The sequence below is a fragment of the Jilunia laotingensis genome, assembly GCF_014385165.1.
Lineage (GTDB): Bacteria > Bacteroidota > Bacteroidia > Bacteroidales > Bacteroidaceae > Bacteroides > Bacteroides laotingensis.
In genome coordinates this window covers 3,560,962-3,573,553 of record NZ_JACRTF010000001.1, presented here as the reverse complement: position 1 = coordinate 3,573,553, position 12,592 = coordinate 3,560,962, and the positions used below count along the sequence as shown (strand labels likewise).

The following is a 12,592-nucleotide window of genomic DNA, read 5'->3' as shown; positions in this document are numbered from 1 at the left end:
AAATTATAATCAAAATTCATAATGAAAGCCAAAACTCAGATCTTCACTACGTAAGTTGATACCGAGTCCGTCTCCGCCTACTACATAATCATCTCTGAAACCGATAAAGCCACATTTTGCAATAAGAGAAAAATGTGTGTTTAATTTCAAAGCAATACCCGGCTTGAACCCGATTTCATAACCATTCACCGAATCGTCTACTTCCTTGATGCGTGTGGTAGCAAAGCCCAAACCTCCGTCAATAAACAATCTGACAATTTTATTCTCATAAAATGAATAGCGAGCGTAAGGCGCAATAGCTACACTATTTGCTTTAAGTCCCTTATTGTACTCATGAGCATACGTAAAATTCAAACCCAAAGCCCACTGTTTATTCAAATTATATCCAATTTCAGGTTCTACTCTGAAACTTGTCCTATTGGCATCATAATCCCGCCACAAATTAAATGTACCGCCCATATAAAGGTCCTGTGCATTAACAGATAAAGATGCAAAAATAACAAATAAAGCTACTAAAATCTTCTTCATTTTTCTTTTGATTTTTAAGTTAAACAAAACTTAGGCTTACCTAATATTTTATCTTTTATTTCGGGGCGCAAAGGTAAAACAGAACTTTTAACTATACAATTTTTTAGTTAGTTTTTTATAAAACGAACCAGTCGCACACAAAAGAAAAAAAGTAGGCGACATTCCCTTAATAAAGGGTCCATCGCCTACATCTCTCACATTCAAAACTTAGCGTCTTTTATTCTTCTATCGCAGCTTGAGCGGCAGCCAAACGTGCAATGGGCACACGGAACGGAGAACAGCTCACATAATTCAAACCTACGCGGTGACAGAATTTCACTGAAGACGGTTCACCACCATGTTCACCACAGATACCGCATTTCAGGTCCGGACGAACTTTACGTCCTTTTTCCGTTGCCATACGAACCAACTGTCCTACACCATTCTGGTCGAGAACCTGGAACGGGTCTACTTTCAGAATCTTCTTTTCCAAGTATACAGGAAGGAAGGAAGCAATGTCATCACGAGAATAACCGAACGTCATCTGGGTCAAGTCATTGGTTCCGAATGAGAAGAACTCTGCAGAAGAAGCAATGCGGTCGGCTGTCAACGCAGCGCGAGGTATTTCAATCATTGTACCTACTTTGAAATCAATACGATCGCCTACCTCTTCAAACAATTTTTCTGCTTCGGCACGGATTACGTCTTCTTGCTGCTTGAACTCATAAAGAATACCTGTCAGTGGTACCATTATCTCCGGATGAGTTTCAATGCCCTCTTTCTTCAACTCAAGAGCTGCACCGAGGATGGCACGAGTCTGCATCTGTGTGATTTCGGGATAGGTATTTCCCAAACGGCAGCCACGATGGCCCAACATCGGATTATGTTCGCAAAGTGATTCTACACGTTGTTTGATGTATTGCAAGCTAACGCCCATGGCATCCGCCATTTCCTGCTGACCTTTCTGATCGTGAGGAACGAACTCATGCAAAGGAGGATCGAGCAGACGAACCGTCACGGGGCAGCCTTCCATAGCCTTGAATATACCTTTGAAGTCGGCTTGCTGATAAGGCAAGATCTTAGCCAAAGCTTTGCGACGGCCTTCGGCATCTTCTGCCAAGATCATTTCACGCATTGCCTTGATCTTTTCGCCTTCAAAGAACATATGTTCCGTACGGCAAAGACCGATCCCAACGGCTCCGAAATCACGGGCTACTTTAGCATCATGCGGGGTATCAGCATTGGTGCGCACCTGCAATCTTGTATATTTGTCGGCAATTTGCATCAGTTCGGCAAAGTCACCGGACAATTCGGCAGCTTTCGTCTCTACTTTTCCCTGATACACCACACCTGTACTACCATTCAATGAAATATAATCTCCTTCATGCAAAAGAACACCGTCCACTTCGACTGTACGAGCCTTATAATCGATATTCAACGCACCAGCACCGGACACACAGCACTTACCCATACCACGGGCAACAACGGCAGCGTGAGAGGTCATACCGCCACGAGCGGTAAGAATACCTTGTGCCACAGCCATACCTGCCAAGTCTTCCGGTGAAGTTTCAATACGTACCATTACTACTTTTTTACCGGCAGCTGCCCAAGTAGCGGCATCATCGGCAAAGAAAACGATCTGACCGGTAGCGGCACCCGGAGATGCAGGAAGACCACGTGTCAGAACTTTGGCTTGTGCCAAAGCGGTCTTATCAAATACAGGATGAAGAAGTTCGTCCAATTTATTAGGTTCAACACGTGAAAGAGCGGTCTTCTCATCGATCATTCCCTGATGAAGCAAGTCCATGGCGATCTTCACCATTGCTGCACCAGTACGTTTTCCGTTACGTGTCTGGAGGAACCAAAGCTTACCTTCCTGTACGGTGAATTCCATGTCCTGCATATCGCGGTAATGATCTTCCAGTTTTGTCTGGAGAGCATCCAATTGTTTGTAAATCTCAGGCATAGCCTCTTCCATGGAAGGATATTGAGATGCACGGACCTCTTCAGTGATATTTGCCAATTTAGCCCATCTCTGAGAACCGATTTTGGTAATCTGCTGCGGAGTACGGATACCTGCTACAACGTCTTCTCCTTGTGCATTGATCAGATATTCGCCATTGAAAAGGTCTTCACCGGTAGCTGCATCGCGAGAAAAGCAAACACCAGTTGCTGATGTCTCTCCCATATTACCGAACACCATCGCTTGTACGCTCACGGCCGTTCCCCATTCGTCGGGAATTCCTTCCATCTTACGATAAAGGATGGCACGTTCGTTCATCCATGAATTGAATACGGCACAGATGGCACCCCAAAGCTGTTCGTAAGCACAAGTCGGGAAATCTTTGCCTGTTTGTTCTTTAACGGCAGCTTTGAAACGTTTCACCAGTTCCTTGAGATCTTCTACTTCAAGTTCATTATCCAGCTTCACGCCTTTGGCATGTTTAACATCTTCGATGATAGCTTCAAACGGATCTACATCTTCTTTGTTGACCGGTTTCATGCCTAACACAACATCACCGTACATCTGTACAAAACGACGGTAGGAATCCCATGCAAAACGTGCATTTCCAGTCTTACGGGTCAAGCCTTCTACAACTTCGTCATTCAAGCCCAGATTGAGGATCGTATCCATCATACCAGGCATAGAAGCACGCGCACCTGAACGAACCGAAACAAGCAACGGATTTTCTACGTCGCCGAATTTCGATTTCATAAGCACTTCAATATTTGCAATGGCTTTTTCTACTTCATCTTTTAAGAGAGCAACTACTTTATCTTGTCCTAATTCGTAATATTCAGTACAAACTTCTGTTGTAATTGTAAATCCGGGAGGAACCGGAACCCCGATCAGGTTCATTTCGGCAAGGTTGGCACCTTTACCACCTAACAAGTTTCTCATATCGGCCTTGCCTTCTGCCTGGCCGTTACCAAAGGTATAAACTCTTTTTTTGTCCATAATATGAATTTAAAGTTGTCTATTGTGATTCTTTTCTGTGCGCAAATCTAAGTATATTTAGATAAACTGAAAACTTTTATTGAAAAAACTTTCTATTAAAATGCAATTTCGACATTGCAATCTTTATTATTTCACGGGATAGGGAGAATTTACGAAAAAATGCCTACTTTTGCAAAATAATTTATTAGACTGGTGTAAAAGTGGCAAGAAAGAGAAAAGAGCTTCCCCTACTGGAGAAGGTAACAATTACGGATGTGGCTGCCGAGGGAAAAGCCATCGCAAAAGTAAACGACCTGGTAGTTTTTGTTCCTTATGTTGTACCGGGGGATGTCGTAGACCTGCAAATCAAGCGTAAAAAAAACAAGTATGCCGAGGCTGAAGCGGTGAAGTTTCATGAACTATCTCCGCTGCGTGCCGTTCCTTTCTGCCAACATTACGGTGTATGCGGGGGATGCAAATGGCAGGTATTACCCTATGCCGAACAAATCAGGCATAAACAGAAACAAGTGGAAGACAATCTGAAACGTATCGGTAAAATAGAACTTCCTGAAACCTCCCCTATCCTGGGTTCGGCTAAAACAGAGTTCTACCGGAACAAACTTGAGTTTACTTTTTCCAATAAGCGTTGGCTGACAGCCGAAGAGGTGAAACAGGATGTGAAATACGACCAGATGAACGCAGTAGGGTTTCATATCCCCGGTGCTTTCGACAAAGTGCTGGCAATTGAGAAATGCTGGTTGCAGGATGACATATCCAACCGGATCAGGAATGCGATACGCGACTATGCTTACGAACATAATTATTCGTTCATCAACCTGCGCACACAGGAGGGAATGCTCCGTAACATGATTGTCCGCACGTCTTCTACGGGCGAATTGATGGTCATACTCATCTGCAAAATCGTAGAGGAACAAGAAATGGTTCTCTTTAAGCAATTACTGCAATATGTGGCGGACACTTTCCCGGAGATAACTTCTCTCTTATACATTATAAATAATAAGTGCAACGATACGATCAATGACCTGGACGTACAAGTGTTTAAAGGCACCGACCACATCTTCGAGAAGATGGAAGGACTGAAATTTAAGATAGGCCCTAAATCATTCTATCAGACAAACTCTGAGCAAGCATACAATCTATATAAAATTGCCCGACAATTTGCAGGACTGACGGGGAACGAACTCGTGTACGATCTTTATACCGGTACGGGAACCATCGCAAACTTCGTAGCCGCACAGGCACGTCAGGTCATAGGTATCGAATATGTACCGGAAGCCATTGAAGATGCCAAAGTAAACGCTGAGATCAATGGTATCGATAATACTTTGTTCTTTGCAGGAGACATGAAGGATATATTAACTCAGGATTTTATCAACCAATACGGTCGTCCGGATGTTATCATTACCGATCCACCACGCGCTGGGATGCATCAGGATGTAGTAGACGTAATCTTGTTTGCAGAACCGAAACGTATCGTTTATGTAAGTTGCAACCCCGCCACACAGGCACGCGACTTGCAGCTACTCGATACGAAATACAGGGTAAAAGCCGTACAACCGGTAGATATGTTTCCCCATACGCACCACGTGGAGAATGTAGTATTGCTTGAACTGAGATAAAAAGAATATAGATATGGCTAAAGAAAAGAAACCCAGGAGGACTGTGGCTGAGAAAGCCAAAGCGCAATATACAGGATATCAGGTAAAGGAACCGATGGAACTAATGGAGTTCCTTGCGGCCAAAATGCCTGATGCCAGCCGGACAAAGTTGAAATCATTGCTGAGTAAGCGGGTCGTTTACGTAGACAAGGTGATTACCACCCAATTCAATTTCCCTTTAAAACCGGGAATGAAGGTTGAAATCAGTAAGGACAAAGGACGGAAAGAGTTCAGCAACCGTTTACTGAAAATCGTTTATGAAGATCCCTATATCATTGTCGTAGAGAAAAAAGAAGGATTACTTTCCGTAAATACGGATCGGCAGAAGGAACGCACTGCCTATTCCATCCTGAATGAATATGTGCAACGCTCGGCAAAACAAAAACGGGTGCATATTGTACACCGCCTCGACAGAGATACTTCAGGCTTGATGATGTTTGCCAAGGACGAAAAGACGCAAAAAACACTGCGCGACAAATGGCATGACATCGTTACCGACCGGCGTTATGTGGCAGTGGTAACAGGGGAAATGGAAAAAGACAATGGCACGATGGTGTCATGGCTGACGGATCGTACACTCTATGTAAGTTCCAGTAAATTTGATGACGGCGGATCGAAATCCATCACCCACTACCATACGATCAAACGGGCTAACGGCTATTCATTGATGGAACTCGACCTGGAAACAGGACGTAAGAACCAGATTCGCGTACATATGCAGGACTTAGGTCATCCGATAATCGGTGACGGACGTTATGGCGGAGAGGATACGCCTAACCCTATCGGGCGTCTGGCTCTACACGCCTTCAAACTATGTTTCTATCATCCCATCACGAATGAATTGATGGAGTTTGAAACACCTTATCCAGCAAATTTCAAAAAGCTCTTTCTGAAGCAATAGATATATTTGTAAAAGAAATGCCAATATATGAAATGCCCCATGACAATATATGTCACGGGGCATTTCATATATCATAAAGTAGTATCCGGTATATCCTACTGCATTTCCAGACTAAACTCAAAACCTTCCGACTGACTATCAAAATAGAAAATTCCCGTCATATAAAAGCCGCTGATATATACGTTATCCATATACGAGATACCGAAATTTCCATAATCCAATACAAGATTACGATCATACCCACTCTCCCAATACCACTGAAAACGAAATTGTTTATAAGGGAAATCATTCGATTGATAATATTGTGATTCAGTCCCAAACCCATCAGCACCAAATTCAAACACACTATATAAAGGTGCCATATTGTCTGCATTCAGCCCCACATCTCCCGCCCATACACGGCCTATCATAGCATTTTCAACCGAGTCTTCATCCTCACACGATGAAAAAGCAAGAGCCGATACAACCAAAAGCAACAAAAGCTTTACGGGAGTCTTGACCATGAACTTTGGATCTAAAACTTTCATATCTTTATTTCTCTTTTACAAACGTTACCTGCACTCCGTCCAGACTACCCGAAAGATAATTCTCACGTACCCAAACGTTATCAAAATAAAGTATTTCACCTGCGCCACGGTCTAGTCTCAATCCTTCCATTGTTTGATCTATCCACTCCCAGCTGAAATTGAACGTTTCGACACGGGCTGGACGCGATTCACCGGTACGATAGTAATTAAACACCTCTTGTCCGCTCTTATCGATAGTAAATTTCAATTGATGGACACATTTCATATTTTCATCCGTAATATAACTTTCCGACCATGCTCTTGCGCTGCATAGCTTCTCATCGCTATTACGTAAAAAATCATCAGTATAGTATACATCGTCTCCACAAGCTCCCAAACCAAGCGTTAGCACCAATAACAATATAAAATTCACATGGTTTAATCTTCTCATATTTTCTAAGTGTTTAGTTAATACATGGTGGCAAATATAAGCTTTTTAATCTACTCTTTGTAAAAAGAGAGTACTTTTTTCTACCTTTGATGAGTATTCAAGATATTTGTTCGATTACAAAAAGATTCATATTACTTCATTATAAAGCATTGGTTATCGAACTATGAATCAATCCTTATTTGGCATATATTACTAATAGGATATTGATATCCCCAAAATTTCCCCAAAGTTGCCTTTTACTTTTGCCAGAAAAATGAGATTGGATATGAATAAGTTATTATTGTTACTTTCATTTGGCATTATCAACCTGCATTTGTATGGGCAGGAAGAAGAAAACAGGTCTTTACGCTATTATATAGAGACCGCTAAAAAAAATAGTCCGTTGATAAAGGATTACCGGAATCAGACGGAAATAGAGCGGGCAGAACTCGAACGGCTAAAAGCCATGTACACACACTCCCGGGTCGAACTGAACGGTGATTACCTATTTGTGCCGATTATCTCGAAAGACGGTGGTCGAACTACTTTCAAATGGAATGAACGGTCTGCCACGGATTACTATGGTTACGATCTGGGAGAAAGCAGCGGCTCGTTCCATGCCGGAGCGACTTGGACGCAACCCCTTTTAGGCGGAAGTTCATACAAGACAGCGCAAAAGCAGGCACAGATTAATGCGGACAGGACGAATAACCGTATCCGTATGGAAGAACACCAGCTAGAGCGTTCCGTCACAGAACAATATCTGCTCTGCCTGCTCGACAAGGCACAGATAGACTTTACGGATTCTATCGGAACGGTCATCGCCCACCGAATGGAGATCATTCAAAAGTTAGTCAAAAACGGCTTGTCCAAACAGTCGGATTTGAACTTGCTGATGATTGAAAGGGAGGCTAATGTCGAATTGCATGCCGCTGCCCGTCAGTCTTACCATACTCATCTGATGGATTTGAATCTGCTTTGTGGTATCGGTGATACAACCGATGTGACATTGTCGGATATAAACCTTCCCGTTCGGTTACGTAATGACGGGGAACCGAGCCTCTTCACCGAACAATACCGGCTGGACAGCCTGAATACGGCAGCCTCCCTGCGCTCCTTCAACCTTCAATACAAGCCCAAGCTCAACCTGTTCGTAAACGGTGGTCTTCAGGTCGGAGACTTCGCCGGATGGTATCGCCACTTCGGGTGGAGTGCAGGACTTACATTCTCGTGGACGATATTCGATGGCAGGCAGAAGCGTTGGAAAGAACATCAGGCCAGCTGGCAACAGAACACCATACGGACTTACAAAGAAAACTCCGAATATCAACGGAACATGAGAATCAAGCAATGTCTCTCCGAGTTGGGCAGATATAATGAGAGAGAGAGGGCTTTGGAAAATCAGCTTGCGGAATACGAATCCGTATTGTTCGATTATGGCAGGGAGATGGATGCCGGACAGGCATCCGTATTGGATTATATCACTGTATTACGCAACAAGATTCAGACGGAGAAAGACCGCTTGTTGCTACGGACGAACAAACAGCTGGTCATAGCCGCCTATAACTATTGGAATTGGTAATATCAAATCATCACAGTCATGAAATATCAGATAGTCTTATTGTCGCTTATAGTAAGCCTTAGCGGATGCGGACAAAGAAACGCATCGAACGGAAATATACAGGAAGAAAAGCCCGGAACAGCAGTCACACTGACTCATGTGGCTTTTGGCAAAATCGAGAAGGAAATCATATTGTCTGCCACTACGGTGTATCAGAATAAGTCAGTGGTCGGTTCACCGATTCCGGCATTCATCACGGAGGTTCTCATACAACCCGGTTCAAGGGTGAAAGCCGGAGATATACTTTACCGGATAGAGAGCAAAGAACAACACGCTTTGGGAAATGGCAACCATGCTGTCATTCCCATAAAGGCGGAACGTGACGGTATTGTCCTCGACGTGCAGCAGCAATCGGGAAGTTATGTAACCGAAGGCACCGTGCTTTGCTCCGTTGCCGAAGTCGAAAGCCTCGTGTTCGAGATTAATGTTCCTTATGAACAGCAACGGTATGCGTACAGCGGAAGCAAATGTATGCTGGAACTGCCCGACGGAACCCGGCTGGCGGCAACTGTCCATGCTCCGCTGGCAACAATGAATACGGTATCGCAATCGGAACGGGTAATTGCACGGGCAAAGGCGCCTTTCCTGCCAGAGGGTATGAATCTCAAGGCTATATTTGCAGAAAACAATGCATCGTCTAAAGGTATGATACTTTCTAAAAGTGCCGTACAAAGTGACGAAACGCTCACGGAACATTGGGTGATGAAACTTGCTGACGACAGTACAGCTGTCAGAGTACCTGTAGAGATTGGCAACAGCAACGTTTCGGAAATCGAGATTAAATCGACTACCTTGTCACCGCAGGACCTCATTATCCTTACAGGAGGGTACGGTTTGGAAGAGGGAGCAAAAGTTGTTGTTACACAAGAGAAGGCTGCCTTATGAACACGATACAGAAAAGAAGTCTCCATCAGCTATACAACCGCCCTATCCTGTTCGTAGGACTACTTTTGCTGCTTGCAGGAGCGTGGTGTTATACACAAATGCAGACCAACCTGTTTCCCGAAGTGTTGTTCCCCCGCATCACCGTGATAGCCGATGCCGGACAACAGCCCGTAGACCGCATGATGATTACCGTTACCAAGCCGTTGGAAAGCGCGGTGAAGAAAGTGCAGGGCACGACGGTTGTCAAGAGCAGTACCAGCCGGGGCAGTTGTGTGATAGATGTTTACTTCAAATGGGGACTGGATATCTATGCCTTGAAAACCCAGTTGGAGAGCCGTATCAATGAGATAAAAGGTTTTCTGCCTGACGGTACGGTCATCTCCACCGAGGCAATGAACCAGTCGTTGTTTCCGGTCTATGGATTCACGTTGGAGAGCAAGACGCACAGCCGCATTGCCTTGCGCGATGTAGGCAACCTTGTGGTACGCCCCATGTTCTCGCAAGTGGACGGTATCAGCAATGTAGTGGTACGCGGTGGCAAGGCGAAGGAGTTCGTCGTGAAGCCCGACGCTACAAAGATGACAGCGCTCGGTATTACTCCCGCACAGATAAAGACCGCTTTCGCACAGACGAATTATGTATTGGGAAACGGCAATGTGGCGGACTATAACCGCCTGTATCTGACGCTGACCGATACACGTATCAACGACATGGAAGAACTGCGGAATGTGATTATCCGCAACGACGGCAAGCGGATTGTCCGTCTGGACGATATAGCGGCAGTCGATATACAGGAACAGCAAGAGTTTCTGAAAATCAATGCCGACGGTAACGATGCCGTACTTGTTGACTTGGTGAAGCAGCCGGGAGTGAATCTGATTGATTTTGCGAAGCAGGTGGAAAACAAGGTGGACGAGATAAGGCAGCAGCTTCCGGCAGGCTATGAACTGAAACCTTATTACAATCAGAGTGCTTTCGTAGGCGAAAGCATCCACAGCGTACTGAAAACCATCTACGAAGGATTGTTTCTCGCCATCATCGTGATGGTGTTATTTCTCCGTTCTTGGCGGTCGAGTCTGGTGGTCATGCTGACCATTCCCGTTACGGTAGCTTTCAGTATCTTGCTCTGTTATCTGGCAGGAATTACCATCAATGTCATGTCGCTCGGTGCGATGGCGGCTTCAGTTGGATTGATTATCGACGATGCCATTGTCGTTATCGAACAGATTTATCGGGAACATGAAGAAAGCCCCGGTATGGATCGCTTCACTGTCGTGCGCCATGCCATCCGTAATCTTTTCCCCGCTATGGTGGCTTCCTCTCTTGCAACGATCGTCATCCATTTCCCGTTCCGACTGATGAGTGGACTGGCAGGAAGTTTTTTCAAAGAGTTGTCCGATACGATGCAACTTACGCTTGTCGCCTCGTTTCTCGTCACATGGCTGCTGCTTCCCGTGCTGCACCTCGTCATCGGCTATAAGAAACAACTGCGCCCGAAAGACTTGGATGTGAAAACGCTTGAAGAGAACTCCATCCGGAAGGTTCATTTCCTGACCGTCATCTATCGCAAGCCGTTGTTTGCCGCTGGGTTCGTCCTGCTCTTAGGGCTGGGCGGCTGGTATGCTTCTTCCCGTCTCTCCTCGGGTTTTCTTCCCGATTTGGATGAGGGAACCATTGTTCTTGACTATCATTCTCCCGCAGGAACGGACATCGAGGAGACCGACCGTCTCTGCCGGCAGATAGAACGTATTATCATGGCACATCCCGATGTAGAGACTTACTCGCGCCGTACAGCGCTCGGCATGTCCTTCAAGACACGACCGAGTAATTTTGGCGACTATCTGATTCAACTGAAAACGGACCGGAAAACGAGTACCCCTGAAGTCATCAGCGACCTACGCCAACAAATATCGCAAGCCGTTCCGTTAATGACTATCGGATTCGGACAACGGATTGCCGACCTTTTGGGAGATTTGATGAGTACCGCACAGCCTATCGAAGTGAAGATATTCGGAAACGATTATGAAACATTACAGAAGGTAGCGGCACAGGCAGAGAAAATCATGGAAGTCGTACCGGGCATCGTGGATATTGATAACGGATTGATACCCGCTGGAGCCTCGCTGGTCTTCACCCCAAATCAGGAACGTCTTTCGCAATTCGGCATTTCGTTGACTGATTTCCAAGAACAGCTTACGGCACATACGGGTGGCGTTCCCCTTTGCCAGCCTGCCAATATGATAGAGCCGAACCCTGCACAGGCAGCCATGACAGGCGGACTGCAAATAGGTTCCGTTCAGGACGGTGAGCAGATGCGTCGCATCCTGCTCCGTTTCACGGACTTCGAGGACAACTCTCCCGAATGGCTGGAACAGCAGCCCATATTCCTGCCTGACGGCAGCACCCGTCCACTCGGGTTCTTCTGCAACGTCCGTGTCATTCCGGGAGAGATAGAGCAGCGTCGTGAGGACTTGAAGAGCAATATCACCCTTACCGCCCGATTGGATAACCGGGATTTGGGCAGTACGATAGCAGACTTACAAGCGTCTCTTGATACACAACTTCACTTGCCGGCAGGCTACAGCATCTCCTACGGAGGAGCCTATTCCGAACAGCAACAGTCGTTTCGTGAACTAATGATGATTCTTTCGCTTGCCGTGTTGATGGTGTTCACCGTGTTGATGTTCCTTTTCCGTGAATGGTGTATATCGCTCACCGTGCTAGGCATCTCCGTATTGGGCATTTGTGGATGTCTTTTTGCTTTGTGGCTGACAAGCGTTCCGCTTAACGTAAGTAGCTATACGGGTATCATCATGGTGGTGGGCATCATTGCGGAGAATGCCATCTTCACCGTATGGCAGTACCGGATGAATCGCTGCACGGGCGGCAATGTATCCGAAGCTGTGGACTACGCCATCGCCCTGCGTATCCGCCCCAAACTGATGACGGCTATCGGTGCCGTACTCGCCCTGATGCCATTGGCTCTCGGTATCGGCCTCGGCGCACAGATGCAGCAACCGTTGGCGGTAGCCGTCATTGGCGGATTTATCGTAGGCTTGCCCTTGCTTCTGTTAGTATTGCCAAGCATCATGCTATTAATTTATAAAAAGAGCAAATAAAATGGC

At 45.6% G+C, this 12,592-nt stretch carries 9 protein-coding genes; 5 read left to right on the top strand and 4 right to left on the bottom strand.

What is annotated here, in order from left to right:
- Positions 1 to 9: 9 nt before the first annotated feature.
- Both H8744_RS13730 and ppdK read right to left on the bottom strand, forming a co-directional pair.
- Entirely contained in the window at positions 10 to 528 is a 519-nt protein-coding gene (locus H8744_RS13730; RefSeq protein ID WP_262435376.1) for an outer membrane beta-barrel protein, read from the bottom strand.
- A 217-nt stretch (positions 529 to 745) separates the two neighbouring features.
- The gene (gene ppdK, locus H8744_RS13725) at positions 746 to 3,466 is read right to left on the bottom strand and encodes a pyruvate, phosphate dikinase (protein WP_262435375.1); all 2,721 of its coding nucleotides are present in this window, start codon (positions 3,464 to 3,466) and stop codon (positions 746 to 748) included.
- Positions 3,467 to 3,666: 200 nt separating this feature from the next.
- Here ppdK and rlmD point away from each other — a divergent pair, with 200 nt between their 5' ends.
- Together rlmD and H8744_RS13715 are read left to right on the top strand one after the other, a co-directional pair.
- Complete coding sequence (gene rlmD, locus H8744_RS13720; protein WP_262435374.1) at positions 3,667 to 5,085, top strand: 23S rRNA (uracil(1939)-C(5))-methyltransferase RlmD; 1,419 nt, start codon at positions 3,667 to 3,669, stop codon at positions 5,083 to 5,085.
- 13 nt (positions 5,086 to 5,098) lie between these two features.
- Positions 5,099 to 6,025, top strand: a complete 927-nt coding sequence (locus H8744_RS13715; RefSeq protein WP_262435373.1) for an RluA family pseudouridine synthase — start codon at positions 5,099 to 5,101, stop codon at positions 6,023 to 6,025.
- A 95-nt stretch (positions 6,026 to 6,120) separates the two neighbouring features.
- Here the strand turns inward: H8744_RS13715 and H8744_RS13710 are convergent, their stop codons facing one another.
- Positions 6,121 to 6,552: a hypothetical protein gene (locus tag H8744_RS13710; protein ID WP_262435372.1), complete on the bottom strand. Its 432-nt coding sequence runs from the start codon at positions 6,550 to 6,552 to the stop codon at positions 6,121 to 6,123.
- A 4-nt stretch (positions 6,553 to 6,556) separates the two neighbouring features.
- On the bottom strand, positions 6,557 to 6,982 hold the full coding sequence (locus H8744_RS13705; RefSeq protein ID WP_262435371.1) for a hypothetical protein: 426 nt from the start codon (positions 6,980 to 6,982) through the stop codon (positions 6,557 to 6,559).
- A 265-nt stretch (positions 6,983 to 7,247) separates the two neighbouring features.
- Here H8744_RS13705 and H8744_RS13700 point away from each other — a divergent pair, with 265 nt between their 5' ends.
- The 3 genes from H8744_RS13700 to H8744_RS13690 are packed head-to-tail and all read left to right on the top strand — an operon-like array spanning position 7,248 to position 12,586.
- The gene (locus H8744_RS13700; RefSeq protein WP_262435370.1) at positions 7,248 to 8,543 is read left to right on the top strand and encodes a TolC family protein; all 1,296 of its coding nucleotides are present in this window, start codon (positions 7,248 to 7,250) and stop codon (positions 8,541 to 8,543) included.
- Between the two features lie 18 nt (positions 8,544 to 8,561).
- Complete coding sequence (locus H8744_RS13695) at positions 8,562 to 9,467, top strand: efflux RND transporter periplasmic adaptor subunit (RefSeq protein WP_262435369.1); 906 nt, start codon at positions 8,562 to 8,564, stop codon at positions 9,465 to 9,467.
- Positions 9,464 to 12,586 (top strand): efflux RND transporter permease subunit, encoded by a 3,123-nt coding sequence (locus tag H8744_RS13690; RefSeq protein WP_262435368.1) that lies wholly within the window; start codon positions 9,464 to 9,466, stop codon positions 12,584 to 12,586. The genes H8744_RS13695 and H8744_RS13690 overlap by 4 nt, the downstream gene beginning before the upstream one ends.
- Positions 12,587 to 12,592 lie beyond the last annotated feature (6 nt).

Bases quoted from the DNA above. Each gene is read 5' to 3' on its own strand.
- H8744_RS13730 (WP_262435376.1), bottom strand. From the start codon at position 528: ATGAAGAAGATTTTAGTAGCTTTATTTGTTATTTTTGCATCTTTATCT.
- H8744_RS13690 (WP_262435368.1), top strand. From the start codon at position 9,464: ATGAACACGATACAGAAAAGAAGTCTCCATCAGCTATACAACCGCCCT.
- H8744_RS13710 (WP_262435372.1), bottom strand. From the start codon at position 6,552: ATGAAAGTTTTAGATCCAAAGTTCATGGTCAAGACTCCCGTAAAGCTT.
- H8744_RS13715 (WP_262435373.1), top strand. From the start codon at position 5,099: ATGGCTAAAGAAAAGAAACCCAGGAGGACTGTGGCTGAGAAAGCCAAA.
- H8744_RS13700 (WP_262435370.1), top strand. From the start codon at position 7,248: ATGAATAAGTTATTATTGTTACTTTCATTTGGCATTATCAACCTGCAT.
- H8744_RS13695 (WP_262435369.1), top strand. From the start codon at position 8,562: ATGAAATATCAGATAGTCTTATTGTCGCTTATAGTAAGCCTTAGCGGA.
- ppdK (WP_262435375.1), bottom strand. From the start codon at position 3,466: ATGGACAAAAAAAGAGTTTATACCTTTGGTAACGGCCAGGCAGAAGGC.
- H8744_RS13705 (WP_262435371.1), bottom strand. From the start codon at position 6,982: ATGAGAAGATTAAACCATGTGAATTTTATATTGTTATTGGTGCTAACG.